21 protein-coding genes are annotated in these 25,171 nt (G+C 71.0%); 6 read left to right on the top strand and 15 right to left on the bottom strand.

Features of this window, described 5'->3' with window-relative positions; genetic code table 11:
- Positions 1-59: 59 nt before the first annotated feature.
- The 3 genes from J7I98_RS17070 to J7I98_RS17060 form a co-directional block, all read right to left on the bottom strand.
- Positions 60-2,522 carry a dolichyl-phosphate beta-glucosyltransferase gene (locus J7I98_RS17070; RefSeq protein WP_214921568.1) on the bottom strand — a complete coding sequence of 821 codons (2,463 nt, stop codon included), beginning with the start codon at positions 2,520-2,522 and terminating at the stop codon, positions 60-62.
- Positions 2,519-3,226, bottom strand: a complete 708-nt coding sequence (locus J7I98_RS17065) for a GntR family transcriptional regulator (RefSeq protein ID WP_214921567.1) — start codon at positions 3,224-3,226, stop codon at positions 2,519-2,521. Before J7I98_RS17065 ends, J7I98_RS17070 begins: the two co-directional genes overlap by 4 nt.
- Before the next feature lie 127 nt (positions 3,227-3,353).
- Positions 3,354-4,754 (bottom strand): aspartate aminotransferase family protein, encoded by a 1,401-nt coding sequence (locus J7I98_RS17060; protein WP_214921566.1) that lies wholly within the window; start codon positions 4,752-4,754, stop codon positions 3,354-3,356.
- A 184-nt stretch (positions 4,755-4,938) separates the two neighbouring features.
- Between J7I98_RS17060 and J7I98_RS17055 the strand changes: the two genes are divergently transcribed.
- The 3 genes from J7I98_RS17055 to J7I98_RS17045 all read left to right on the top strand — a co-directional run bounded on the left by J7I98_RS17055 (position 4,939) and on the right by J7I98_RS17045 (position 8,725).
- Complete coding sequence (locus J7I98_RS17055) at positions 4,939-5,538, top strand: DJ-1/PfpI family protein (protein ID WP_214921565.1); 600 nt, start codon at positions 4,939-4,941, stop codon at positions 5,536-5,538.
- Positions 5,535-5,999, top strand: coding sequence for a MarR family winged helix-turn-helix transcriptional regulator (locus tag J7I98_RS17050; RefSeq protein ID WP_214921564.1), 465 nt, complete (start codon positions 5,535-5,537; stop codon positions 5,997-5,999). Before J7I98_RS17055 ends, J7I98_RS17050 begins: the two co-directional genes overlap by 4 nt.
- A gap of 149 nt (positions 6,000-6,148) precedes the next feature.
- Positions 6,149-8,725, top strand: coding sequence for a serine/threonine-protein kinase (locus tag J7I98_RS17045; protein WP_214921563.1), 2,577 nt, complete (start codon positions 6,149-6,151; stop codon positions 8,723-8,725).
- Positions 8,726-8,885: 160 nt separating this feature from the next.
- Here J7I98_RS17045 and J7I98_RS17040 read toward each other — a convergent pair whose 3' ends face one another.
- Positions 8,886-10,169, bottom strand: coding sequence for an adenylosuccinate synthase (locus J7I98_RS17040; RefSeq protein WP_214921562.1), 1,284 nt, complete (start codon positions 10,167-10,169; stop codon positions 8,886-8,888).
- Between the two features lie 165 nt (positions 10,170-10,334).
- Between J7I98_RS17040 and J7I98_RS17035 the strand changes: the two genes are divergently transcribed.
- Positions 10,335-11,195 (top strand): diacylglycerol kinase family protein, encoded by an 861-nt coding sequence (locus tag J7I98_RS17035; protein ID WP_308377832.1) that lies wholly within the window; start codon positions 10,335-10,337, stop codon positions 11,193-11,195.
- A gap of 24 nt (positions 11,196-11,219) precedes the next feature.
- Here the strand turns inward: J7I98_RS17035 and J7I98_RS17030 are convergent, their stop codons facing one another.
- Positions 11,220-11,747 (bottom strand): GbsR/MarR family transcriptional regulator, encoded by a 528-nt coding sequence (locus J7I98_RS17030; protein ID WP_214921560.1) that lies wholly within the window; start codon positions 11,745-11,747, stop codon positions 11,220-11,222.
- Between the two features lie 92 nt (positions 11,748-11,839).
- Here J7I98_RS17030 and J7I98_RS17025 point away from each other — a divergent pair, with 92 nt between their 5' ends.
- Positions 11,840-12,784 carry an ABC transporter ATP-binding protein gene (locus tag J7I98_RS17025; protein WP_214921559.1) on the top strand — a complete coding sequence of 315 codons (945 nt, stop codon included), beginning with the start codon at positions 11,840-11,842 and terminating at the stop codon, positions 12,782-12,784.
- Positions 12,781-14,394, top strand: coding sequence for an ABC transporter permease (locus tag J7I98_RS17020; protein ID WP_214921558.1), 1,614 nt, complete (start codon positions 12,781-12,783; stop codon positions 14,392-14,394). Before J7I98_RS17025 ends, J7I98_RS17020 begins: the two co-directional genes overlap by 4 nt.
- Before the next feature lie 236 nt (positions 14,395-14,630).
- Here J7I98_RS17020 and J7I98_RS17015 read toward each other — a convergent pair whose 3' ends face one another.
- The 10 genes from J7I98_RS17015 to pyrE all read right to left on the bottom strand — a co-directional run bounded on the left by J7I98_RS17015 (position 14,631) and on the right by pyrE (position 25,168).
- Complete coding sequence (locus J7I98_RS17015) at positions 14,631-15,839, bottom strand: cytochrome P450 (protein ID WP_214921557.1); 1,209 nt, start codon at positions 15,837-15,839, stop codon at positions 14,631-14,633.
- Positions 15,840-15,882: 43 nt separating this feature from the next.
- Positions 15,883-16,542: a response regulator transcription factor gene (locus tag J7I98_RS17010; RefSeq protein ID WP_214921556.1), complete on the bottom strand. Its 660-nt coding sequence runs from the start codon at positions 16,540-16,542 to the stop codon at positions 15,883-15,885.
- Positions 16,539-17,861 carry a sensor histidine kinase gene (locus J7I98_RS17005; protein WP_374225135.1) on the bottom strand — a complete coding sequence of 441 codons (1,323 nt, stop codon included), beginning with the start codon at positions 17,859-17,861 and terminating at the stop codon, positions 16,539-16,541. Before J7I98_RS17005 ends, J7I98_RS17010 begins: the two co-directional genes overlap by 4 nt.
- A gap of 112 nt (positions 17,862-17,973) precedes the next feature.
- Positions 17,974-18,846 carry an alpha/beta hydrolase gene (locus J7I98_RS17000; RefSeq protein WP_214921555.1) on the bottom strand — a complete coding sequence of 291 codons (873 nt, stop codon included), beginning with the start codon at positions 18,844-18,846 and terminating at the stop codon, positions 17,974-17,976.
- A 62-nt stretch (positions 18,847-18,908) separates the two neighbouring features.
- On the bottom strand, positions 18,909-20,153 hold the full coding sequence (gene kynU, locus J7I98_RS16995) for a kynureninase (RefSeq protein ID WP_214921554.1): 1,245 nt from the start codon (positions 20,151-20,153) through the stop codon (positions 18,909-18,911).
- Positions 20,146-20,988, bottom strand: a complete 843-nt coding sequence (locus J7I98_RS16990) for a tryptophan 2,3-dioxygenase family protein (RefSeq protein WP_214921553.1) — start codon at positions 20,986-20,988, stop codon at positions 20,146-20,148. The genes kynU and J7I98_RS16990 overlap by 8 nt, the downstream gene beginning before the upstream one ends.
- A 250-nt stretch (positions 20,989-21,238) precedes the next feature.
- Positions 21,239-21,652, bottom strand: a complete 414-nt coding sequence (locus tag J7I98_RS16985; protein ID WP_214921552.1) for a DUF3151 domain-containing protein — start codon at positions 21,650-21,652, stop codon at positions 21,239-21,241.
- A gap of 19 nt (positions 21,653-21,671) precedes the next feature.
- On the bottom strand, positions 21,672-23,165 hold the full coding sequence (locus J7I98_RS16980; protein ID WP_214921551.1) for a DHA2 family efflux MFS transporter permease subunit: 1,494 nt from the start codon (positions 23,163-23,165) through the stop codon (positions 21,672-21,674).
- 245 nt (positions 23,166-23,410) lie between these two features.
- A complete protein-coding gene (gene fbaA, locus J7I98_RS16975; protein WP_214921550.1) occupies positions 23,411-24,433 on the bottom strand; it encodes a class II fructose-bisphosphate aldolase in 1,023 nt (340 codons plus the stop codon).
- 195 nt (positions 24,434-24,628) lie between these two features.
- Entirely contained in the window at positions 24,629-25,168 is a 540-nt protein-coding gene (gene pyrE / locus J7I98_RS16970; protein ID WP_214921549.1) for an orotate phosphoribosyltransferase, read from the bottom strand.
- Positions 25,169-25,171 lie beyond the last annotated feature (3 nt).

Genomic DNA, 25,171 nt, shown 5'->3' with positions numbered 1-25,171 from the left:
CGCTGCGCACAGTTGGCGGATGGGGGCGGACTTTTTCAACCGGTGCTGCCCACGTCTTTTCAACCGGTACTGCCCACGTCCCAGATCCAGGCTCCGCCCACCCGCTCTCCCGGCCGTCCCAACAGCTTCGACACCGTCCTGTACAGCGCCGCCTCGTTGTCCTGCGGGGCGAGTACGACGACGCCCGCCCGCCAGTACGTCAGGTCGGCCCGTGCCTGTGCCTGCCAGTTGGGGCCGATCGTTGGGATCCGGCCGCCGTAACGGATGTCCCGCAGGAGGTTGGAAGTGTGGCGCGGGGAGGCGCCGTAAATGCCGATACGGTCCGGGCCCCAGGGGCCGTTGAAGTAGCCGTGGGCCACCGGGAAGTGGGGGGCGGTGGCGGACTGCCAGTGCAGGGCCTCCGCATTGCCGGGGTCCGGGAGCGGGACGGGGACCATCGATTCGCCCTCGGCGACGTACGACTTCCACATGCCCTCCGCGATGAACGCCGGGACGTCCGGGCGGTCCCGTGTCGGCATCGGCGTCGGGACGATGGGGACGAGTGCGAGGGCGAGCGCTGTGGCGGCCAGGGTCCGGTGGAGACGGGGGACGCCGTCCGGTAGCGCGTTCAGGCGGTCCGCTGCCAGTGCCACCAGGATGCCCAGTGCCGGGGCGCAGATCATGGCCACCCGGGACTCGATGACCGATTCGAAGAGCGGCTGGTGGGCCAGCGCCCGCCACGGTCCCGTAAGGATCATGTCCGTGTACGGGATGCGGAACGTGGGGCCGAGGGAGAGCAGCCCCGCCGCGAGGGCGGTGAAAGTGAGCGCCTTGACCAGGGCGAGGCGCCACAGGCTGATGACGATCGCGAAGGTCAGGCCGACGAGCGGCCAGCCGTAGAAGGCGTTCTGCTCAGTGCGGTTCATGGCGAGCGGATCTGCCCTCGCCTCGTCGCCGAGCAGCGCGCGGCCGGAGAACTCCAGGAAGGCGAGCGGGCTGTTGCCGGCTCTGTCGCCGTGCAGGACGCTGTGGTAGCTCTGCGGCCCGAAGAACTGCCAGTAGAGCGGGTAGGCGACGAGCGGGAGGCAGACGGCGGCGGCCACCCCGACGCCCTTGAGCAGCGGGCGCCATGCCGCCCGTGCCACCTCCCGGTTCGCGAGGGCGTACGAGAGCGCGAAGAGCAGCATGCCCATGGCGGCGAGGAGCAGCGGCTCCTCGCCGAGGAAGATCTGGTACGTCGCGAAAAGGCCGATCAGGGCCCCGTCCCGTACGACCCGGGCGTCCCTTTCGCAGAGCCGCAGTGCCCTGTCGACGATCACCGGGATCATGAACAGCACCGCGAAGTTGGGGTGGGCGGTGGCGTGCGAGATCATCGGCGGCGCGAAGGCGCACAGCGCGGCGCCGACGGCCGCCGCCCAGCGGCTGCTTACGAGCCGCTTCGCGATCAGCCAGTACCAGGCGACGGCGGTCGCAGCCAGGCCCACGGTCAGGACGAGCGCCCAGGTCACGGTCGGCCCGAGGGTGAGCGTCACGGGGGTGAGCGGGACGGACAGGCCGAGCATGACGGTGTTCGCCATGAGATTCACGCCGTCGGGGAAGTTCTGCGCGGTCGTGAAGAGCGGATTGCGGAGATGCGCGATGTTGTCGGCGGTGACCGCGAAGAACCATTCCCACTGGTTCTGGTCCTGGCCCGAGTCGGCGAGGTAGCGGTGGTCCAGGTCTGCCCACAGCCCCTTGTAGAGGATCACTGAGGCGAGGAGGAAGAGACCGGCGACGGCGAGGTCGACGGGGCGTACGCGCCGCCGTACCGACTCGGTCGGCCGTGTCTTCAGGCGTACCAGCTCCAGCAGCACCTTGCCGTAGTCGGCGGGCCTGACCTTGGAGCCCTCCTGGTGCGCCCAGCGGACCGGAACCTCGGCCACCGGCCATCCCTGCCGCCGGAAGAACTGCAGTATCTCGACGTCTATGCCCCACCCGTCGAGCCGCGCGTCGGCGAAAGCGGTACGCGCCTTGTCCCCGTCGAAGAGTTTGAAGCCGCACTGCGTGTCCCGTATGCCGGGGACGGCGACGGCCCGTATGAGGCGGTTGCCCATCCGGCCGAGCCACTCGCGGATGCGCCGCTGGTGTACGTCTATGGCCGAGTCGGGGTGTGCGCGCGAGCCGATGGTGGCGCTGAGCCGCCCGTCCCCGTCCGACAGCTCCTTGTCGAGCCGGTCGAGCTCCTCGATCGGGGTCGCCAGGTCGGCGTCCGTGACGAGCACCATGCGGCCGTGCGAGGCGGCCACACCGCGGCGCAGGGCGTGGCCCTTGCCGCGGTTCCCTTCGGCGCCCGCCTCGACCAGCTGGATGCGCGGTTCCCGGGCTGCGGCGGCCCGTACCGCGTCGGCCGTACCGTCCGTCGAGCCGTCGTCGACGACGATCAGCTCCCAGCTGTCCCAGCGGCCCGGATCGGCGCGCAGGTGGGCGGAGATGGCGTCCAGCGTGGGGCCCAGTCGCCGTTCCTCGTTGTACGCGGGGACGACGACCGTCAGATCGACACTCACTGTTGAGAACGCTCCAGGCTCTCTGCGCTCTCCGCGCTCTCCAGGCGCTCCGCCCACGCGACCAGCTCCGCGTAATACGCGCCTATCACCGCCCGCAGCGCCTCGCCGTCACCGCGCGTGACCGCGTCCACGACCTCCGAGTGGCCGCTCCACAGCCGCTCCTTGAGGCTCGGGTCGCCGCGCAGATGCGGGACGGAGAAGACCCAGCAGCGCAGCCGCAACTGGTGCAGGAAGTCCGAGATATGGGGATTTTCGATGAGCGAACCGAGCTCACGCCAGAAGCGCAGGTCGTACCCGATGAAGATGTCCAGGTCGCCGGCCCTGGCCGCCCGCGCGGCCTCGTCCGCCCGGCGCCGTACGGCCATCAGCGCGCCGACGTGCGCACCGCTGACACCGCCCTCCGCGATCTTGCGGAAGACGCCGTCGGCGATCAGGGAGCGGGCCTCGACCATGCCCCGGAAGTCGGCGACGGAGATCTCGCAGACGCGGAAGCCCCTGTGCTGGTCGGAGTCGAGCAGGCTCTGTGCGGCCAGGTCGACGAGCGCTTCCCTGACGGGCGTCGCGGAGACGCCGTACTGCTCGGCTATCTGCTTGACGGTGAATTCCTGGCCCGGCCGCAAACGCCCTGCCAGCACCTCGTCACGGAGCGCGTCCGCGATCTGCTGCCGCAGGGTGTTGCGGGTCACAGCTCCGGTCGCGGGCATGGCGTCTTTCCCCTTCGTATGGCTCCGGACACCTTAGGCGCTGTTGTCCGGGACCTGCCGGAGGGCCGGGGGCCGCCGCTCCTGACCTGCGTTTTTACACAGGCCAGGAGCCGCGCGCCGCCTTGGATCAGGCCGCCGTCGTGTGCTCGTCCGCGACCGAGAGAGCCACGTCGAGGGCCGCCAGGCCCTCCTTCGCCTCCGCCTCGGTGACGTTGCACGGCGGGACGACGTGGGTGCGGTTCATGTTGATGAAGGGCCAGAGGCCGTTCTTCTTGCAGGCCGCGCCGAACGCCGCCATCGGGGCGTTGGCCGCGCCCGCCGCGTTGTACGGGACGAGCGGCTCGCGGGTCTCGCGGTCCTTGACCAGGTCGAGTGCCCAGAACATCCCCGTACCGCGGATCTCGCCGATGCTCGGGTGGCGCTCCGCCAGCTCGCGCAGGCCCGGGGCGATCACCGTCTCGCCGATGTGGGCCGCGTTCTCGACGACACGCTCCTCGTCCATCACCTGGAGGGTGGCGACGGCGGCGGCGCAGGCGAGGGGGTGGCCCGAGTACGTGAGACCGCCGGGGTAGGGGCGGGTGGAGAAGGTTTCGGCTATCTCGGCGGAGATCGCCACGCCGCCCAGGGGCACGTAACCCGAGTTGACGCCCTTCGCGAAGGTCATCAGGTCCGGTACGACGTCGAAGTGCTCGGACGCGAACCACTTGCCCGTACGGCCGAAGCCCGCCATGACCTCATCGAGGACGAAGACGATGCCGTACCGGTCGCAGATCTCGCGTACGCCCGCGAGGTAGCCGGGCGGCGGCGTCATGATGCCCGCCGTGCCCGGGATGGTTTCGAGCACGATCGCGGCGATCGTGGCCGGGCCCTCGAAGGCGATGGTGTCTTCCAGGTGCTGGAGCGCGCGGGCGCACTCCTCGGCCTCGGTCCGGGCGTAGAACGCCGAGCGGTACAGGAAGGGCGCCCAGAAGTGGACCGTGCCCGACGTGCCGTTGTCGGAGGCCCAGCGGCGCGGGTCGCCGGTCAGGTTGATCGCCGTGGAGGTGGCGCCGTGGTACGAGCGGTAGGCGGCCATCACCTTGTGGCGGCCCGTGTGCAGACGGGCCATGCGGACGGCGTTCTCGACGGCCTCGGCGCCGCCGTTGGTGAAGAAGATCTTGTCGAGGTCGCCGGGGGTGCGCTCGGCGATGAGGCGTGCGGCCTCGGAGCGCGCCTCGACGGCGAAGGCGGGCGCGAAGGTCGTCATCTTCGCCGCCTGCTCCTGGATCGCGGCGACGACCGTGGGGTGCTGGTAGCCGATGTTGGTGAAGACGAGGCCGCTGGTGAAGTCGAGGTAGCGGTTGCCGTCGTAGTCCCAGAAGTAGGAACCCTCGGCGCCGGCGACGGCGAGCGGATCGATCAGGCCCTGGGCGGACCAGGAGTGGAACACGTGCGCACGGTCTGCTGCCTTTACGGCCGCGCCGGCCTCGGGGCCTCCCCTGCTCGAACGGAGTTGAGAGCTTGGGGAAGAGTCGACATGAGGGGTCATGGGGCCAGCGTAAAGACGCGCAGGTGGGGGGTGACATGGCCACCTTGTATGGACTGCGCCACTTTCGTGGGCAGGGTGTCGATCGAGTCCGGCCCGGCGACCACTATTGACAACATGCTGTCATTACGACAGCATGTTGTCATCAAGCTTCGAGCAGCGGGGCTTCGAGCCGAGGGAGACCGTCATGACCGGCAAGACCGTGCACCTCGCCGTTTACGACACCTACGCCGACTGGGAGACGGGCCACACCACCGCCCACCTCACCCAGCACGGCCACACCGTCAAGACCGTCGCCGCGGCCGCCGATCCCGTCACGACCATGGGCGGCGTGCGCATCCAGCCCGACCTCACGCTCGACGACGTACAGCCGCAGGACAGCGCGCTGCTGATCCTCACCGGCGCGAGCCTGTGGGACACGAGCGACAAGCTCGCACCCTTCGCCCGCAAGGCGCGCGCATTCCTCGAAGCCGGCGTGCCGGTCGCCGCGATCTGCGGGGCGACGGCGGGGCTGGCGCGCGAGGGGCTGCTCGACGACCGCGCGCACACCAGCGCCGTTTCCTTCTACCTCGCCGCGACCGGGTACAAGGGCGGCGAGCACTACCGGGAGGCGGACGCCGTCACCGACGACGACGGCCTCCTGATCACGGCCGGGCCGACCGAGCCTGTCGCGTTCGCCCGCGAGGTCTTCGCACGCCTCGGGGTGTACGAGGGCGAGAAGCTCGACGCGTGGTACCGGCTGTTCCACGACTCGGACGCCTCCGCCTTCGAGGTACTGGAGTCATGAGCCGGGAGGAACAGGACCTGCTCAGCCGTACGGCGCTGGGCACCTTCCGCCTCAACGGCCAATTCCTCGCCATTTCGGAGGAATTGGCCCGCCCGGCCGGGCTCACCGCCGCGTGGTGGCAGGTCATCGGCGCCGTACTGCACGAACCGCTCACCGTCGCCGGGATCGCCCGCACCATGGGAATCACCCGGCAGAGCGTGCAGCGCATCGCCGACCTGCTGGTGACGAAGGGCCTGGCGGAGTACGCCACGAATCCCGCCCACCGTCGCGCGAAGCTGCTGCGTCCGACGGAGGCGGGCCGGGACGCCGTGCGCAAGATCGAGCCGGGGCACGCGGCGCTGGCCGCGCGGCTCGCGGCGGAGCTGGGCGTGGAGGGGTTTGCCGAGACGGTACGGGTGCTGGAGCGGCTGTCGAAGGCGCTGGACGCGGTGGCGGACGTACGGGAACCGCAGGAACGGTAGGAAAACGCAGGACCGGTAGGAACGGTACGAACCGGTAGGACCGCCCACGAACCGCAGGGGGAACCGCAGTCGGCTTCCCGCCCGTCATTGTCGTACCGGCGCACTATTGTCGGTTCGTCGGGGGACACCGCGGGGAGGGTGGCGCTGCCATGGAGAAGCTGGGACCGGCCGATCCCCAACAGATCGGCGCCTACCGGCTGTTGGCACGGCTCGGGGCGGGCGGCATGGGGCAGGTCTATCTGGCCCGCTCCGGCCGGGGCCGTACGGTCGCCGTCAAGCTGGTACGTCAGGAACTCGCCGAGCAGGAGGAGTTCCGCGCCCGCTTCCGGCAGGAGGTCGCGGCTGCGAGGCGCGTCGGCGGCCGGTGGACGGCGCCGGTCCTGGACGCGGACACGGAGGCGGCGATTCCGTGGGTCGCGACGGGTTACGTCGCCGGCCCGAGCCTCCACTCGGTCGTCTCGCCCGCGGCGGGGGGCGCGGGGGGTTCTGAAGCCTCCGGCGGCCATGGTCCGCTGCCGGAGCGGTCTGTCCACATCCTGGGGGCGGGCCTCGCCCACGCGCTCCGGGACATCCACGCCGCCGGTCTCATCCACCGCGACCTGAAGCCGTCCAACATCCTGGTCACCATCGACGGGCCACGCGTCATCGACTTCGGCATCGCGCGTGCGCTGGAGACGGTCGCGGACGCCGGCCTGACCAGAACCGGCGCCCTGATCGGCTCCCCCGGTTTCATGGCCCCGGAGCAGGTGCGCGGCGAGCGGCTCACCCCGGCGTGCGACATCTTCTGCCTGGGCGCGGTGCTGGCGTACGCGGCGACGGGCCGGCTGCCGTTCGGCACGGCCGACAGCGGTGTCCACGCGCTGATGTACCGCATCGCGACGGAGCCGCCGACTCTGGACGGCGTACCGGAGGGCCTCCAGGACCTCATCCGCGAGTGCCTCCACAAGAACCCGGCGTCACGTCCGTCCCCGGACCAGATCGTGGCCCGCACGCGCGGCGGGGACGGGGAACCGTGGCTGCCAGGAGCGCTGGTGGCCCAGTTGGGCAGCCACGCGATGAAACTGCTGGAGGTCGAAAACCCGGACGCGACCGAAGCCGCAAACCCGACGGCCCAGGCCGGCACCGCCCCGCGCGGGGACGCGCGCGCCGGAGGCGTGCCCGGCGGAGCGGGAGCCGGACGTGCCTGGCCCGGAGGCGACGCAGCGGGCGCAGCCAGCGCGGGTCCCGCCGAAGCCGGAGCCCACGGAGACGGAACCGGTGAAGCACCCGGAGCGCCCGGAGGCGCAGCCGCTACGCCCGGGCTCCCAGGAGCCGAAGCCTTCCCGCCCGGAGGCGCCGGACCAGGAACAGCGGCGCCTGGAGCGGGCGAATCTTCGGCCCCCGGGGGCGCGGGAGCCGGAGCGCCCAGCCCGGGTTCTGCGACAGCCCGAGGCGGAACCAGCGCAGCACCCGCGCCCGAGGGCCCGCGAGCCGAGGGCTCCGCCGACGGGGGTCCCGGAGCGGGTGTCGGCGGGCGTGGGGGCGGAGCAGCCGCCGCGCCTGTGCACCCGGGAGCGGGAGCCCCCGCTCCCAGGCGCACAGGATCTGGAACCGACGCACCCCCGCCCGGCTCCGCCGAAGCCGCACCACCCGGACACCGAACCGGCCCACCACCCGCAGCCGACGGAAGCGCAGCCGCGACACCCTGGCGAGCAGGTGCCGGAGCTCGCGACCCCGGGCGCGCAGGATCGGGGGCGGGCACGCCCCGGGCTGGTTCCGCCGCGGCCGGAACACCCGCAGCCAGCGGAGGCGCACCCGCAACACCCTGGCAGCCACACGCCGGACCCCCCGCCCCCACGGGCAGAGGAGCCGGAGCCGACACGCCCCCGGCCGGTTCCGCCACAGCCGGAACACCCGCAGCCGACGGAGGCGGGGCCTTCGCGCCCGGCGGCGCGGGGGCTGGCGTCGGCATGCCCGCAGCTGGTTCCCCCGCCGGAGGCATGCCCCCAGGAGCCCGAGCCGGCGGCGTGCATGCGATGCCTACCGTTGTCAGTGCGGCCGGGCCTCCTCCTGCCCTTGCGCGGCCTCAGGCGCCGCCTCCCGCGCCGCGCGGGCACTACGGCTACCCCGTACCACCCCATTACGTCTACCAGTCGCCCTCCCCCGAGCCTCCGCCCCGCACCACGCGTTCCACCGTCGCGCTCATCGCCGTCGCGCTGGTCGTCGCGCTCGCCGCAGGCGGCTCCGTATACGCCTTCATGAACTCCGGCGGCAGCGACACCGACGGCCGCACCGACAACCGCAACGGCTCACCAACGCCGTCGTCCGGAGGCGACGAGAGCGCCACGCCCTCCGCCGACTCCTCGCCCACTCCCGAACAGGGCGACGGCGCCGTACCGACGGCATACCTCGGCACCTGGAGCGGCGGGCTCGACAGCTCCGAGGGGTACAGCACCCGCCGGCTCACCCTCCAGCAGGGCCAGGTCGGCGACACCGTGCTGTCGCTCACCGCGGACGGGCCGATGAAGGGCGGCGGCACCTACCACTGCGTCTTCCAGGCGAAGCTCGCCGCCGCCCCGAGCGGCGACGCACCCCTGCGTATCGGCCCGTCCAAGGTCGTTGTCGGCGAGCCCATGACCGCCTGTACGCCGGGCGCGGCAAGCGAAGTATCGCTGCTACCCGACGGACGGCTGCGCCGGGTGAACTCGACCAGTGGGGAGGCCCTCACCTACTCCAAGTCGGAGTGAGCGCGGGAGAGCGAGGGAGGGCGTGGGAAGCCTGTCCCGGACAGGCCGGAGGGCCGTGGCGCCAGATCGTCGCGCCACGGCCCTCCGTCGCAGTCCCGCAGGTCGTGCGGGTCCTGCAGGTCATACGGGGTCATGCGGGTGTTCTAGGTGAAGCGGAGCGTCAGACGAACGAGTTGATCTCGATCGTCTCCGTGCGGCCGGGACCGACACCGATCGCCGAAATCGGCGCGCCCGACATCTCCTCCAGAGCCTTCACATACGCCTGCGCGTTCTTCGGCAGGTCGTCGAAGGTCTTCGCCTTGGTGATGTCCTCGGACCAGCCCGGGAGGTTCTCGTACACCGGCTTCGCGTGGTGGAAGTCGGTCTGGTTGTACGGGAGCTCCTCGACGCGCTTGCCGTCGATCTCGTACGCCACACACACCGGGATCTGCTCCCAGCCGGTCAGCACGTCCAGCTTGGTGAGGAAGAAGTCCGTGAGGCCATTGACCCGCGTCGCGTAACGCGCGATCGGCGCGTCGAACCAGCCGCAGCGGCGGTCACGGCCGGTGGTGACACCGCGCTCGCCACCGATGCGGCGCAGCGCCTCGCCGTCCTCGTCGAACAGCTCCGTCGGGAACGGACCGGCGCCGACACGCGTCGTGTACGCCTTGAGGATGCCGATGACCCGGCTGATCTTCGTCGGGCCCACGCCCGTACCCGTGCAGGCGCCGCCCGCGGTCGGGTTCGACGACGTGACGAAGGGGTACGTGCCGTGGTCGACGTCGAGCAGCGTGCCCTGGCCGCCCTCGAAGAGAACGACCTTGTCCTCGTCGAGCGCGTTGTTGAGGATCAGCGTCGTGTCGGCGACGTACGGCTTGATCTGCTCGCCGTAGCCGAGCAGCTCCTCGACGATCTGGGCGGGAACGATCGCGCGGCGGTTGTACAGCTTCGCCAGGATCTGGTTCTTGCCGTCGAGCGCCGCCTCGACCTTCTGCTGAAGGATCGACTCGTCGTAGAGGTCCTGGACGCGGATGCCTACGCGGTTGATCTTGTCGGCGTAGGCCGGACCGATTCCGCGGCCGGTCGTGCCGATCTTCCGCTTGCCGAGGAAGCGTTCCGTCACCTTGTCGACGGTCGTGTGATACGGCGTGATCAGGTGCGCGTTACCGCTGATCAGCAGCTTGGACGTGTCGACGCCGCGCTCGTTCAGACCGCTCAGCTCGGAGAGCAGGACCGCCGGATCGACTACGACACCGTTACCAATGACCGGCGTGCATTCCGGAGTGAGGATTCCGGAAGGGAGGAGATGCAGCGCATACTTCTGGTCGCCAACGACAACCGTGTGGCCGGCGTTGTTGCCGCCCTGATAGCGCACTACATAGTCCACAGATCCACCGAGCAGGTCGGTGGCCTTTCCCTTGCCTTCGTCACCCCACTGAGCACCGAGCAGCACAAGTGCGGGCACAGGCGTACACCCCTTCCGGGCGGGGCATGTCCAACGTCAGGGGGCGTACGTACGGCGTACACCTGATACTGAGCCGTCGGACCGGGTGCCCCGGAATAGACGAAGCCCCTGGCGCAATAGCGCAAGGGGCTCTTGCACAAAGATGCTACCCGAGGAAGGACCGAGGTGTCGGCTCCAGAGCCCGCCGCGCACACCGCGCATCCGCTGCTGGTGGTCATCGACCCGGTCGCCCGGCGTACGGACGGCGAGTCCGTGCGTATCGCCAAGGACGTGCTGTGCGCCGCGGCCAACGCCAAAATCTGCCTCCCCGAGGGGCCCGAGGAGTTCGCGCGGGCCCTGGCCCGCCGGGGCAGTCGCCGCCCCGTGGTCATCGGCGACGACCGGGCGCTGCTGCGCGCCGTGTCCCTCCTGCACCGGGACCGGGAGCTCGGTGACGGGGCGCTCGCGCTGATTCCGGTGGGCGCGGGCTTGGATCTCGCGCGTGCGCTCGGCGTCCCGACGTCGGCGGTGGCCGCGGCCCGTGCGGTGCTGGAGGGCGTCGTACAGCGGCTCGATCTGCTGGTGGACGACAGCGACGGCGTGGTGCTGGGCGATCTGCGGATCCCGGCTGCGGCCGCGGCTCCGGGAGTGCGGGCGGTCGGCAGCCCTGCCGCGGCTTCCGTCTGGGACACCTGTCGCTCGCTGGTACGGACCCTGGTGCGGCCCGCGCCGCTGTCCGGGCCGCACGCCGTCCGTACGCACCGGCTCCGGGTGGAGGCCGACGGGGTGCTGCTGCACGACCTGGACCGGCCGGTCGAGGACGTCTGGCTGTGCTCGCGCGGCGGCCGCGCGGAGGTGGTGATCAGCCCGGAGTCGGGTGATCAGGTGCGGGCGGACGCGCTTGCGGTGACTGTGTCGGGCGCGGATTTCCGGTACCGGGCGGACGCGTTGGTCGCGGGTCCGGTCCGGACGCGGACATGGACGGTGCGGCCGGGGGCGTGGTCGCTGATGCTGCCGACCCGACCGCCAGACCGCCTGACTGCCTGACCGCCTGACTGCCTGACCGCCTGACTAGCCGAGATCGAGGGTCGCCCGGTGTTCCTTCCACCGGTCGAGCATCGTTCGCAATTCGTTGTGGAGGAACTCGAAGAACGCCGCGGTCTCGGCCGCCCGCGCCCCCGCGGGTGTGTCGGGGCCGAGCATTTCCGCCCCGTCGCGCAGGACCTTTTCCCAGCGGGTCAGGACCTGGTCGCGGCGGGTGAAGGTCTCGTACCAGAGCTCGTTGTGCAGGACGTATCGGTCACGGCGTGAGCCCGGGTCGCGCTCCCTGCCGACCATGTTGGCCTGGGAGAGATAGCGGATCGCGCCGGAGACGGCGGCCGGGCTGATCTGCAACCGCTCGGACAGCTCCGCCGACGTCATGCTGGCGGTCTCCGAGGCCAGGAGTGCCGCGAAGACGCGTGCTGCCGTCCGCTGCATGCCGGCTTCGGTCATTTCGGACGCGAAGCGCTCCACGAAGCGCGATACGGCTTCCGCGTCCGGCCCTGTCGCGGTGGCGCCACCGCTGTTCTCGCTGCTCTCGCCGTTCTTGCTGCTCATCGCCTCATCGTCTCCCCTGCTCAGCCTGCCTCAGCGAGTTTATACGCTTCCTTAACTTCACAACTTTGTGAAAGTAGCGTATGTTCTGAATCATGACGAAGGCAATCACCGTCGCCGGACTGCACAAGTCGTTCGGGCGGACGCACGCGTTGGACGGCCTCGACCTCACCGTCGAGACCGGCGAAGTACACGGCTTCCTCGGACCCAACGGCGCCGGGAAATCCACCACCATCCGGGTCCTCCTCGGCCTCCTGCGCCCCGACTCCGGGGCCGCGCAGATGCTCGGCCGGGACCCGTGGAAGGACGCCGTCGAACTGCACCGGCGCGTCGCCTACGTCCCGGGTGACGTGACGCTGTGGCGGAACCTGAGCGGTGGCGAGGTCATCGACCTGTACGGGCGACTGCGCGGAGGCCTCGACAGGGCGAGGCGCGCGGACCTCGTCGAGCGGTTCGAACTCGACCCCACCAAGAAGGGGCGTACGTACTCCAAGGGCAACCGGCAGAAGGTCGCCCTCGTCGCCGCCTTCGCCTCGGACGTGGACCTGCTGATCCTCGACGAGCCGACCTCCGGCCTCGACCCGCTGATGGAGGAAATCTTCCAGCAGTGCGTCGAGGAGGAGCGCCGGCGCGGCCGGACGATCCTGCTGTCCTCGCACATCCTCAGCGAGGTCGAGAGCCTCTGCGACCGGGTCAGCATCATCCGCAAGGGACAGACCGTCGAGACCGGATCCCTGACCGAGCTGCGCCACCTGACGCGTACGAGCGTGACGGCGGAGCTGGCCGGGGAGCCGAACGGGCTAGCGCATCTGCCCGGGGTGCACGACCTGGCCCTTCAGTCGATCGAGGGGGGCCAGGGGATGGGGGTCCCCCCGGACGGAGTCTGGGGGAGGGTCAGGCTCCAGGTCGAGACCGACAAGCTGGACGCCGTACTCAGGTCGCTCACCGAATCCGGCGTGCGCTCGCTCACCAGCACCCCGCCGACCCTGGAGGAACTCTTCCTCCGTCACTACGCACCCGAAGAGGCGATGTCGCGATGACTGCCGTAGCCCTGCCCGTGGCACGCACGGGAGGATCGCGTCAACTCGCCGGTACGGGCGTCCTGTTGAGGCTCGCTCTGCGCCGCGACCGGATCATGACGGCCGTCTGGGTGGTGGTGATCGCAGGCATGGTCACCAGCGGCGTCGGTTCCATCGAGAAGTTCTACGACACCGCCGAAAAGCGGGCGGATCTGGTGCAGTCGCTGGGCAGCAACGGCTCCCTGCGTGCCATGTACGGGCCGATCTTCAGCGACTCGCTCGGTGGCATCGTCGCCTGGCGCTTCGCCGGCTTCGCCGCCGTACTGGCCGCCGCCATGAGCCTGATCATCGTCATCCGGCACACCAGGGAGGAAGAGGAGACGGGCCGTCAGGAACTCATCTCCTCCGCCATGGTGGGCCGCCGGGCCCCGCTCACGGCAGCCCTGCTGGCGGCGCTCGTCGCCAACACGGTGCTCGCGCTGATCATCACCGGCGGGCTCGCCGGACCCACCGGGTCCGCGGCCGGTGCGCTCGCGGTCGGGGCGGGCGTCGGTGCGGTCGGCATGCTGTTCGCGTCCATGGCGGCCATCGCCGCCCAGCTCACCGAGAGCGCGCGGCTCGCCAAGGGCATCACGGCCGGGGTACTGGGCACGGCCTTCGTCCTCCGTGCGGCCGGTGACTCGGCGACGGCCGACGGCTCGTCCGTACTGACGTGGCTGTCGCCGCTCGGCTGGGCGGAGCATGTGCGGCCGTACGCCGGCGAACGCTGGTGGGTGCTGCTGCTCGTGGTGGCGGCGGCCGTCGTCCAGGGCGTTGTCGCGTACACCCTCGCGGGGCGGCGGGACGTCGGGATGAGCTTCCTCGCGACGCGGCCGGGGCCTGCTGCCGGGCGCCTGGCCACGGCGGGCGGGCTCGCCTGGCGGCTCCAGCGAGGCTCCCTCCTGGGCTGGACCGTCGGCTTCGGCCTCGCCGGGCTCGTCTTCGGCGGGATGGTCGAAGGCGCGGCGGATCTCGTCGGCGACAACGAACAGGCGAAGGCGATCTTCGAGCGCATGGGCGGGCAGGCCGGGATGTCCCAGGCCTTCCTCGCCGCGATGGCCGGCATCTTCGGCATGGTCGCCGCGCTGTACGTCGTCGCGTCCGTGCTGCGGTTGCATGGCGAGGAGACCTCGCAGCGTGCGGAGCCGGTGCTGGCGAATGCGGTCGGCCGGTTGCGGTGGGCGGCGGGCCACCTGGTCATCGCCTTCGGCGGCGCGGCGCTGATCATGCTGGTGGCGGGCCTTGGCCTGGCCGTCGGCTACGGCAAGGAACTCGGCCCCGTCCTCGGCGCGTCGCTGGCCCAGCTCCCGGCGATCTGGCTGCTCGGCGGCCTGGCGGTACTGCTGTACGGCGCGTTCCCGAAGGCGGCGGTGGCGGCGTGGGCGGCGGCGGGCCTTTCGCTGGCCCTCGGCTGGATCGGCCCGGCGCTGGAGATCCCCCAGTGGCTGATGAACCTCTCACCGTTCGGGCACCTGCCGAAGCTGCCGGGGGCGGAGGTGGTGTGGGCGCCGGTGGTGGCGATGACGGTGGTCGCGTTTCTGCTGGTGGCGACGGGCCTGGCGGGGCTGCGACGCCGGGACGTCCTTTCGTGAGGGAGGCGTGCGGTGCGCGGGTGCGGCGGGCCTGCGCCTGCGGGGCGGGCTTCTTCCCCACCCCGCCCCTTCCCGAACTGGGGGCAAGCCCCCAGACCCCCGGGACGCCCGGGGAAGACCGGGGTCTGGGGCGGAGCCCACGCGGCGGCAGCCGCAAAATGTCACAGCCGGGAAAGGGGCGGGTAGGGGAACAGCGCCGCAGGCAACCCGCACCACACAACGCACCCGCCTCCCCCTCAGACCTCCACCCGTAGCCCCCTCAAGCCACGGATCACGTAACCCGGCTTCCATTCCGGCGGCGCCCCAGCAAGCCGCATCGCCGGTGCCCGCCGCAGCAACTCGCCGAAGGACGCCGCCAGTTCGAGACGCGCCAGCGGTGCCCCCAGGCAGTAGTGGATGCCCGCGCCGAGCGACACGTGCGGATTGTCCGTGCGGGCGAGGTCGAGGACATCGGGGCGGTCGAACACCGCCGGATCCCGATTCGCCGAGCCGAAGAGCAGCGCCACCTCCGAGCCCCGCGGCAGAGTGACCCCGTCGACCTCGACGTCGTCCAGCACCCACCGCTCAAAGAGCTGCAGCGGCGTGTCGTACCGCATCAACTCCTCCACAGCGGTGGGCAGCAGACCGTGATCCGCCCGCAGCGCCGCCAGCTGCTCCGGGTGGCGGAAGAGCGTCCACCACCCATTGGCCGTCGTATTGACCGTGGCCTCGTGCCCCGCATTCAGCAGCAGCACACACGTCGAGATCATCTCCTGCTCGCTGAGCCGGTCCCCCTCGTCGTACGCGGCGATGAGCGCCGAGATCAGATCATCCGCCGGATCCTTGCGGCGTACGGCGATCAACTCCCGCAAGTACGCCGAGAATTCGACTGACGCCCGGACCGCGCGGCGGGCCGTCTCCTCCGGCGGGTTCAGCTCGTACATCCCGCAGATGTCCGCCGACCAGGGCCGGAGCAGCTCGCGGTCCGGTTCCGGGATGCCGAGCATCTCGGCGATGACCGCCACCGGCAGAGGTTCGGCCACCGCCGACAGCAGGTCCCCGCCGCCCTCCGCGACGAACGCCCCGACCAGTTCACCCGCAAGCCGCCGCACCGTCGGCGCCAGCCGCTCGACCGTGCGCGGCGTGAACGCCTTGGAGACCAGGCGCCGGATCCGGGTGTGGTCGGGCGCTTCGAGGTCCAGCATGCCGTTGTCGTTGAGGACGTGAAACGGCTCGTGCTCGGGCGGCGGCGGCGTGCGCCCGAACTCCTCGTGCGTGAAGCGATGAAGGTACGTACGGCCGAGCCGGCGGTCGCGCAGGAGGGCGGAGACGTCGGCGTGGTGCGGGACCAGCCACTGCCGCGTCGGCTCGTACCAGTGGACTCGGCCACGGGCCCGCAGTTCGGCGTACGCCGGGTACGGGTCGGCGACGAAGGAGGGCGACCAGGGGTCGAACGTCTCTGCCATGACAAGACGCTAACGGAAGCCGCCCGCCCACGACAGAGACCCTCTACCCCGGCGTGACCAGCCGCGCCTCGTACGCGAACACCGCCGCCTGCGTACGGTCCCGCAGGCCCAGCTTCACCAGGATCCGGCTCACATGCGTCTTGATCGTGGACTCGGCGACCACCAGATGCGACGCGATCTCCGCGTTCGACAGGCCCTGGGCGATCAGCACCAGGACCTCGGTCTCGCGCTCCGTGAGGTCGCCGATCTGGGCAAGAGCAGGCGGGCGCGGGGCCTCGGCGAGCTTCGAGAACTCCGAAATGAGGCGCTTCGTCACCGTCGGGGCCAGCAGCGCCTCGCCGGACGCCACCACCCGCACCCCGTCGGCCAGCTGCCGCGCCGACGCGTCCTTGAGCAGGAAGCCGGAGGCGCCGGCGCGCAGCGCCTGGTACACGTACTCGTCGAGGTCGAACGTCGTCAGCACCAGCACCTTGGCGTCCGCGTCGGCGGCGACGATCTCCCGCGTGGCCTCGATGCCGTTCAGCTCCGGCATACGGATGTCCATCAGCACGACGTCCGGCCGCAGTGCGGCGACCTGCGCGATCGCCTCGCGGCCGTTCACCGCCTCGCCGACGACCTCGATCTCCGGCATCGCGTTCAGGAGGACCGTGAAGCCCTCGCGGACCATGATCTGATCGTCGACGATCAGCACGCGAATGGTCATGCGGTCGGCTCCGGCTTCACTACGGGTGCGGTTTCGGCGGGCGCGACAGGGATGAACGCCGCCACCTCGTACCCGCCCTCCTCCGTCGCCTGCGCCGCCATCTCGCCGTTCAGCATCGACACCCGCTCCCGCATCCCCGTGATTCCGTGCCCGGCCCCGGGCGACGGCTTGACCAGGCCCTGGGGTGCGGTGTTCACGATGCGCAGACCGAGGCCTCCCAGCACGTACGACACCTCGACCTTCGCCGTAGAGCCCGGCGCATGGCGCAGCGCGTTGCTCAGTGCCTCCTGGATGATCCGGTACGCCGAGAGCTCGACGCCCTGCGGCAGTTCCCGTACGGAGCCTGTGATCGTTTTGTCCACCGTCAGGCCCGCGTCCCGCACATTCGCCATCAGCCCGTCGAGCTCGGCCAGCGTCGGCTGCGGCGCGTCCGGCGCCGCGTTGTACTCGGAGGACTCAACCCGTACGACCCCGAGCACGCGCCGCAGCTCGGTCAGCGCCGCCACCGCGTTCTCGCGGATGGTCACGAAGGCCTGCTCCAGCTCGGGCGGCGGGTTCTCCACCCGGTACGGGGCGGCCTCGGCTTGGATCGCGACCACCGACATGTGGTGCGCGACGACATCGTGCAGCTCGCGGGCGATCGTCGTCCGCTCCTCCAGCAGGGTGCGCCGGTCGCGCTCGACCGCGGTGACGGTCCGCTGGACGGTCACCTCGCGCTGCGCCTCGCGACGGACGTTCACCACCGTCGTCGCGAGCAGCGCCAGTGCGGCGACGAACAGCATCTGCGGGCTGTCGGTGCTGTAGCCGCCCAGGAACACCTCGGCGAACAGGGCGTACGCCGCTGTGCCCAGCCACATCCAGGCGGCAGTGCGCGGCCGGGTCCTGGCTGCGACCACCACCATCACACCGAGGTGCGCCACGAAGGCGGGCGGCGTCCACGGCCAGCCGTCCCCGGAGCTGCCGAGGATGCCCACGAAGGGCGTGGACAGCAGTGAGACCCACCAGGCGCCGGACGGCCTGACCAGCGTCATCAGCAGCGCGGCGACCGGGAGAACACCGGTCACGAGACCCTCCGCCGCGCCCCCGCTGACGGCAAAGGCGATGAGCAGCACGAACATCGCCAGCCCCGCCACCACGGCGTGCGGCGTCCAGGCCGCGTACGTGCGCATCCGCTCCGGAAGGCGTCGGGTGAGCGGGCCGTCCGTGCTCATCGGCGGCAGCGGCCGGTAGGCGAAGGCGTCGTGGAACAGGTCCTGGCGGAGGCCGCTCAGCGCACCCATGGCCAGGCGGAACTCGGGACTGCGGGTCTTCTCGGTCACGTACAGAACGGTAGGCGAGGGTACGGCCGCGGTCGTCAGCCCCGATGGGGATCCTCCCGCGTCCGTCCCAGGTACTACGCGGCTCCCTGCTCCGCGCCGTACACCACGCCGTTCACCAGGCCAGTTGCGCGATCTCCTCCGCAGCGACCGCGCACGCGTCCGCCGCCGGGTCGATCAGCGGGAAGTGCCCGACGTCCTCCAGCAGCGTGAGACCGACCGTCTCGCCCGCCTTCGCCGCCGCCTCGGTGTACGCCTCCGCGACCGCCTGCGGTACGACGATGTCGGTGCGGCCCTGGACGATGACCGTGGCGATGCCCGTCGGCAGCAGCGCGGCCGGGTCGGCGTACGGCCGCCGCTCGTCGAACTTCGCCCGCCCGCCGAGGAGCTGCACGGCCGCACCGGAGCACACATCCAGCTCGTCCGCGACCGCGAAGTCCGCGATCGGCGCGAGCGCGACGACCCCGCGCAGGGGCGGCGCGTCCGCCAGGTACCACGGCGAATCCGGAGGCAGTACGTGCCGGGCGGACGCCCACAGCGCGAGGTGCCCGCCGGCCGAGTGGCCGGTGACGACGGTGCGCCGCGAGTCGGCGCCGGGCAGTGCCTCCCGTACGAGACCGGGCAGCAGGTCCATCGCCGCCGCCACGTCGTCGAACGTCTCCGGCCAGCGCCCGGCGACCGGATCGGTCCCCCGCTGCTGCGGCAGCTCCCCGCCCCGCCGGTACTCGACATTGGCGACGGCGAAGCCCCGGCGGGCCAGGAAGTCCGCGAACGGCGTGATGTGCTGCCGGTCGTACGGGGCCCGCCAGGCGCCGCCGTGCAGGACGACGACCAGCGGGGCCCGCTCCCGGCCGTCACGCGGCGCGTAGAAGTCGATCACCTGGTCGGGGTGTTCGCCGTACGCCGCGGTTGCGTCGGGCACGACGGCCGGGTGGGCGAAGGCCGACTCGGCCTCGGCAGCGTCCCGTTCGGCTGAGGGGTCCGGCATGAGGGGACCAACCCTTCGGTGCGTACAGCCAATTGATCTAGCCGACGGGACGCTACCAGCCCTCAGGCCGGCACTTCTCCCGGCACTTCGCCCGGCGTTTCCGCCAGGACTTGCGCCAGAACCCGGGCCGCTCGCTCCGCATCGGCGAAGCCCACATACAACGGTGTAAATCCGAACCGCAGGACGTCGGGGCGGCGGAAATCACCGACCACACCACACGCGATCAGCTGCCGCATCACCTCGCCGGCACTCAAACCCCCGTCGCACCGCAGCGAGACCTGGCTGCCCCGCTCGGCGTGCGCCGCCGGGGTCACCGGCACGACCCGCCCCTCGGGCACGTACGCGTCCACGCACTCCAGGAAGAAGTCCGTCAGCGCGAGTGACTTTTCGCGCACGGTTTCGACGGCGACGCCGTCCCAGACGTCGAGCGCGGCCTCCAGCGCCAGCATGGACAGGATGTCGGGCGTGCCGACCCTGCCCCGTGCCGCACCGTCCGCCGGGGCATAACCGGGTGTCATGCCGAACGGGTCGGTGTGCGAGTTCCAGCCCGGGAGCGGGGAGTCGAATGCCGCCTGGTGGCGCTCGGCGACGTACAGATAAGCGGGCGAACCGGGCCCGCCGTTCAGGTACTTGTACGTACAGCCGACCGCGAAGTCGACGCGGTGCGCGTCGAGTCCTACCGGCAGCGCGCCCGCGCTGTGGCACAGGTCCCAGACAGCCAGGGCCCCGGCCGCGTGGGCGGCGGCGGTGAGTCCGGGCAGGTCGTGGAGGCGGCCGGTGCGGTAGTCGACGTGGTTGACCAGAACCGCGGCGGTACGCGGGCCGAGGGCGGCCGGCAGGTCGGCGGGGGCCACGGGGACGAGCCGCTTGCCCGTCATCCTGGCTGCCGACTCGGCGATGTAGCCGTCCGTGGGGAAGGTCGTCGCGTCGACGAGTATCTCGTCCCGCGACTCGGGCGCCAGGCGGGCCGCTGCCACAACCGCCTTGAAGACATTGACGCTTGTCGAGTCGCCCACCACGATCTGACCGGCGGCGGCGCCGACGAGCGGCGCGATCCGGTCGCCGATGCGCTCGGGCGCGGTCCACCAGCCGCTCTCGTCCCAGGAGCGGATGAGCAGGTCGCCCCACTCACGGTTGATGACGTCGGCCACCCGCGCCGGTACATGGCAGGGCAGCGCGCCCAGCGAATTGCCGTCCAGGTAGACGGCGGAGTCTTCGAGGGCGAAGAGTTCGCGCCGCTTGGCGAGTACGTCGGCGGCGTCCAGGGCCGCGGCCCGCCGCTGGAGATCGTCCCGGAGATCAGACATGGCTGCGCGCCGTCCACAGCTCGGGGAACACGTTCTTCGTGGCCCGCTTCTCCAGCCAGGCCACTCCGGCGGAGCCGCCGGTGCCGACCTTGGAGCCCATGGCACGCCGGGTCGCGACGAGATGGTCGTTGCGCCATCGCCACACCAGTTCGCCCACGTCGGTCAACACCTCGCCCAGGCGGACCAGCTCGTCGTTCTGGTCGCCGCGGTAGACCTCGGCCCAGACCTCCTCGACCTCGGGCGAAGGCTCGTACTTCTGCGCCAGATCGCGGTCCAGTACGCCGGCGGGCACCGGCAGACCGCGCCGTGCGAGGAGCCGGAGCGTCTCGTCGTACAGGCCCGGCTGGTGCAGCGCCTTCTCCAGCTCGGCGTGCACACGCGGCGCACCGCGGTGCGGGACGAGCATCGAAGCGGACTTGTCGCCGAGCAGGAACTCCATCCGCCGGTACATCGCGGACTGGAACCCGGAGCCCTCGCCGAGCGCGCTGCGGTACGAGTTGAACTGCGCGGGGGTGAGGTGGGCGAGCGGGCGCCAGGAGGCGTTGAGCGCTTCGAGTTCACGCAGGGAGCGCTTGAGCGCGTCCATCGCGACCGGCAGATTGTCCTCGCGCAGCGCGGTGGCCGCGGTCTCCCACTCGTGGACGATGACGGTGAACCACAGCTCCATGACCTGGGTCGTCACCAGGAAGACCATCTCGCCGGGATCGTCGGAGCGAGGGTGCTGGAGGTGGGTGAGCACATCCGCCTGGACGTAGTCCTCATAGGGAGTAGTGCCCGCAAAATCCAGGTTCGGGGTCTCCGAACCTGCACCGGGGGCATCGGGGTATTGCGACATCGCTGTCTCCTCGACACAAACTTCCAGGTAGCGGTCCGCCCCTTCCTTGTCGGCTACGGAGCCCCGGTCCCTTCCCGGCATCATAAGACGAGCGCTCGACGGTCGGCCCTGTGAGGTGCGTCCCGTCTGCGGCGCAAGGCCTGGTGGTACGGCCTGGTAGTACGCCGCAGACGCGGGAAGCCCGCGCCGTACGCGTCCGTGAACGCGTGGGCGCGGGCTCCAGAAGGTGCTCCTGGCTCCTGGCTACCGCTCAGCCGAGGGTGTCGGCCGCCGCCGGGGAGGAGTCCCGCAGGAAGGCCGAGCAGCGCTCGTACTCCTCCTGCTCACCGATCGACTGCGCGGCGCGGGCGAGGGCGTGCAGCGCGCGCAGGAAGCCGCGGTTCGGCTCGTGCTCCCACGGCACGGGACCGTGGCCCTTCCAGCCGGCGCGGCGCAGCGCGTCGAGGCCACGGTGGTAGCCCGTACGGGCGTACGCGTACGACTCGACGACCCGTCCGCTCTCGAACGCCTCGTCGGCGAGCTGGGCCCAGGCGAGCGAGGACGCGGGGTACTTCGCGGCGACGTCGGTCGGCGCGGATCCGTTCGCGAGCAGCTCGCGCGGCTCCGGGTCGTCGGGCAGGTGGGTCGGGGGCGGTCCCCCGAGCAGGTCTTTGTGAATGGCCATGAGCTCCAGTCTGCCTGGCTCAGTGGCCGGGCGGCACCGCCGGGGGCCGGGGGCCGCCGCCCGCACGCTCCAGCGGCGGTGCCGTCACCCCGCAGTGCACCTTGCACTCCGGCACCTCGCACTCCACCTCCGGCTCCGGCACCCGCACCGTCGCCCAAGCGATCACCGCCCCCAGCACCAGCAGCGCCGCGCACATCGGCATCGCCCGCCGGAATGTCTCGCCGAACTCGGCGGCCGAGCGGTAAGCCTCAGGCCCCATCCCGGCCAGCAGCGGCAGCGCCGCCACCGCGACCAGGCCGGCCGCGCGGGCTGCCGCGTTGTTGATACCGCTGGCCAGCCCGGCTTTGCCGGTACTGACGGAGGCCAGGACCGTCGCGGTGAGCGGCGCGACCAGGGTCACCATGCCCGAGCCCATCACGAGCATCGCGGGCAGCACATCGACGACGTACGACGCCCCCTCGCCGACGCGCAGCATCATCAGCATCCCGGCCGCGCACAGCAGGGGGCCGACGGTGAGCGGGATGCGCGGGCCGATCCGCTGTGCCAGTTCGCCGGACTTCGCGGACAGGAACAGCATCAGCACGGTGGTGGGGAGCAGCGCCGTACCGGCCTGGACGGCGGAGTAGCCGACGACGACCTGGAGCTGGAGGGCGGTGAGGAAGAAGAAGCCGCTGAACGCCGCGTACACGCACAGCGTCACGGCATTGATGGCGCTGAACTGCCGCGACGCGAAGAGCGTCAGCGGCATCATCGGGTCGGCCCGCACCTTCTCGACGTACAGGAAGACCGCACCCAGCACGATCCCGACGGCCGCGGAACCGACCACCAGCGCCGACGCGCCCCGCTCCGGCGCCTCGATCAGGGCGTACGTCACGAGCCCGAGAGACAGTGCGGCGAGCCCGGCACCCAGCACGTCGAAGCGGCCGTGCGCCTGCGGGTCCTTCGACTCCGGTACGTGTTTGAGCGCGACGGGGACACAGAGCGCGGCCAGCGGCACGTTGAGCAGGAACACCCAGCGCCAGCCGGGACCGTCGACCAGCCAGCCGCCGAGGAAGGGCCCGACAGCAGCCCCGACCCCGCCGAGCCCGGACCACAGACCGACCGCGCGAGCCCGGTCGTCGGGGTGGAACGAGGCCTGGATGATCGCGAGGGAACCGGGTGTGAGCAGCGCACCGCCGACGCCCTGCAGGGCACGTGCGGCGATCAGGATCCCGGCGTTCGGCGCCAGTCCGCACAGCAGCGAGGCCACCGCGAACCACACCACACCGATCACGAAGATCTTCCGCCGCCCGAACCGGTCGCCGAGCGCTCCGCCGAGCAGGATCAGCCCGGCGAGGGTCAGCATGTACGCATTGACGGTCCACTGGAGGACGGCCAGATCGGCGTCCAGGTCCTCGCCGATGCGGGGCAGGGCGACGTTGACGACGGTGGAGTCCAGCATCGCCATGCTGGAGCCGAGGACGGTCGTCAGCATCACCCAGCGCCCGGTGCGGGTGCCGAGCCTGATGTCCATCTCTCTCCTTGCGTGGGAATCCCCGCGGCGTAGTACGCTGCCAACCTGCTTCGGCAGCGGTCAGGGCTTGGCCGTCACGAGACTCCCCGGAGTCGAGTGAGAAGCCACCCCGTTTACAGGGTGGAGGAGTCACAGCCAGGATCATCCTCGTCTGGCGCGCCGCGCGCAGCAGAACAGCCCTCGGGCCCGGCACCTCCTGAGAGGTACCGGGCCCGACGAGCACGCCGCATCGGCGGTTACACCAGCTACTTCAGCTTCGTACCCGTGGAGCGCAGGTTCGCGCATGCCTCGGTGACGCGCTTGGCCATCGACGCCTCGGCGAGCTTGCCCCACGTACGCGGGTCGTACGTCTTCTTCGAGCCGACCTCGCCGTCGACCTTCAGGACGCCGTCGTAGTTGCGGAACATGTGGTCCGCGACCGGGCGGGTGAAGGCGTACTGGGTGTCGGTGTCGAGGTTCATCTTCACGACGCCGTTCTCCAGCGCGGTGGCGATCTCCTCGGCCGTGGAGCCGGAGCCGCCGTGGAAGACGAAGTCGAACGGAGACGCCTTGCCGTACTTCTCGGCGACGCCCGCCTGGAGGTCCTTGAGCAGCTCGGGGCGGAGCACGACGTTGCCGGGCTTGTAGACGCCGTGCACGTTGCCGAACGAGGCGGCCAGCAGGTAGCGGCCCTTCTCACCCAGGCCGAGCGCCTCGGCGGTGCGGAGCGCGTCGTCGACGGTCGTGTAGAGCTCGTCGTTGATCTCGTGGCTGACGCCGTCCTCTTCGCCGCCGGTCGGGGTGATCTCGACCTCAAGGATGATCTTCGCGGCGGCGGCCTTCGCGAGCAGCTCCTGGCCGATGGCCAGGTTGTCGGCGAGGGTCTCGGCGGAGCCGTCCCACATGTGGGACTGGAAGAGCGGGTTCTGGCCCTTGGCGACGCGCTCGGCGGAGATGTCGATCAGCGGACGTACGTACGTGTCCAGCTTGTCCTTGGGGCAGTGGTCCGTGTGCAGCGCGATGGTCACCGGGTACTTCTCGGCAACGATGTGCGCGAACTCGGCCAGCGCGACGGCGCCGGTCACCATGTCCTTGGAGTACTGACCGCCCAGGAACTCGGCGCCGCCGGTGGAAATCTGGATGATGCCGTCGCTCTCGGCCTCCGCGAATCCGCGCAGCGCCGCGTGCAAGGTCTGGGTCGAGGTCACGTTGATGGCCGGGTAGGCGAACTTGCCTGCCTTCGCCCGGTCGAGCATCTCGTTGTAGACCTCGGGGGTTGCGATGGGCATCTGTCCGCTCCTTGTGATGTGCGGGTAGTGGTGCTGGGCCCTGACCTGGGGGCGACGTCATCGTCGCCCCCATCTTTCCAGACTCTCGCCAGGACTCCACCGCGGTGTACCGCACGGACATGAGTGAGGGGCGGGCTGTTTCACGTGAAACAGCCCGCCCCTCACAAAACCCCAGGTCAGTCCTGGTAAGCCCGGTCAGCCGAGGTCAAGATCCGCCAGCTGGTAGCCCGTGAGGTACGGAAGCCCGGCCTCCGCGATGGCTCCGGCCGCTCCGCGGTCGACGATCGTCGCCACCGCGACGACCTCGCCACCGGCCTCGCGGACCGCCTCGACGGCGGTCAGCGGGGAGCCGCCCGTGGTCGAGGTGTCCTCGACGACGAGACAGCGGCGGCCCTTGACGTCGGCGCCCTCGATGCGGCGCTGCATGCCGTGCGCCTTCTGCGCCTTGCGTACGACGAAGGCGTCCAGGCGTCCGCCGCGCGCGGCGGAGGCGTGCAGCATCGACGTCGCGACCGGGTCGGCGCCCAGCGTGAGGCCGCCGACGCAGTCGAAGTCGAGGTCCGCGGTCAGATCCAGCATCACCTGGCCGACCAGCGGTGCGGCCTCGCCGTCCAGCGTGATCCGGCGCAGGTCGATGTAGTAGTCGGCCTCGATGCCGGATGACAGGGTCACCTTGCCGTGCACCACGGCCTTGTCCTTGATCTGCTGGAGCAGCTCACCACGTACGTCAGTCATGCC

Source organism: Streptomyces sp. ISL-98, from assembly GCF_018614055.1.
GTDB classification, from domain to species: Bacteria; Actinomycetota; Actinomycetes; order Streptomycetales; family Streptomycetaceae; genus Streptomyces; species Streptomyces spiramyceticus.
Note: the sequence above shows the minus strand (reverse complement) of the source record. Positions and strands in the feature narration are given on the sequence as shown.

Bases quoted from the DNA above. Each gene is read 5' to 3' on its own strand.
- kynU (WP_214921554.1), bottom strand. From the start codon at position 20,153: ATGTCTGATCTCCGGGACGATCTCCAGCGGCGGGCCGCGGCCCTGGAC.
- J7I98_RS17020 (WP_214921558.1), top strand. From the start codon at position 12,781: ATGACTGCCGTAGCCCTGCCCGTGGCACGCACGGGAGGATCGCGTCAA.
- J7I98_RS17045 (WP_214921563.1), top strand. From the start codon at position 6,149: ATGGAGAAGCTGGGACCGGCCGATCCCCAACAGATCGGCGCCTACCGG.
- J7I98_RS16990 (WP_214921553.1), bottom strand. From the start codon at position 20,988: ATGTCGCAATACCCCGATGCCCCCGGTGCAGGTTCGGAGACCCCGAAC.
- J7I98_RS17060 (WP_214921566.1), bottom strand. From the start codon at position 4,754: ATGACCCCTCATGTCGACTCTTCCCCAAGCTCTCAACTCCGTTCGAGC.
- J7I98_RS16985 (WP_214921552.1), bottom strand. From the start codon at position 21,652: ATGGCCATTCACAAAGACCTGCTCGGGGGACCGCCCCCGACCCACCTG.
- J7I98_RS17050 (WP_214921564.1), top strand. From the start codon at position 5,535: ATGAGCCGGGAGGAACAGGACCTGCTCAGCCGTACGGCGCTGGGCACC.
- J7I98_RS17030 (WP_214921560.1), bottom strand. From the start codon at position 11,747: ATGAGCAGCAAGAACGGCGAGAGCAGCGAGAACAGCGGTGGCGCCACC.
- J7I98_RS17010 (WP_214921556.1), bottom strand. From the start codon at position 16,542: ATGACCATTCGCGTGCTGATCGTCGACGATCAGATCATGGTCCGCGAG.
- J7I98_RS17025 (WP_214921559.1), top strand. From the start codon at position 11,840: ATGACGAAGGCAATCACCGTCGCCGGACTGCACAAGTCGTTCGGGCGG.
- fbaA (WP_214921550.1), bottom strand. From the start codon at position 24,433: ATGCCCATCGCAACCCCCGAGGTCTACAACGAGATGCTCGACCGGGCG.
- J7I98_RS17065 (WP_214921567.1), bottom strand. From the start codon at position 3,226: ATGCCCGCGACCGGAGCTGTGACCCGCAACACCCTGCGGCAGCAGATC.
- J7I98_RS17055 (WP_214921565.1), top strand. From the start codon at position 4,939: ATGACCGGCAAGACCGTGCACCTCGCCGTTTACGACACCTACGCCGAC.
- pyrE (WP_214921549.1), bottom strand. From the start codon at position 25,168: ATGACTGACGTACGTGGTGAGCTGCTCCAGCAGATCAAGGACAAGGCC.
- J7I98_RS17015 (WP_214921557.1), bottom strand. From the start codon at position 15,839: ATGGCAGAGACGTTCGACCCCTGGTCGCCCTCCTTCGTCGCCGACCCG.
- J7I98_RS17000 (WP_214921555.1), bottom strand. From the start codon at position 18,846: ATGCCGGACCCCTCAGCCGAACGGGACGCTGCCGAGGCCGAGTCGGCC.
- J7I98_RS16980 (WP_214921551.1), bottom strand. From the start codon at position 23,165: ATGGACATCAGGCTCGGCACCCGCACCGGGCGCTGGGTGATGCTGACG.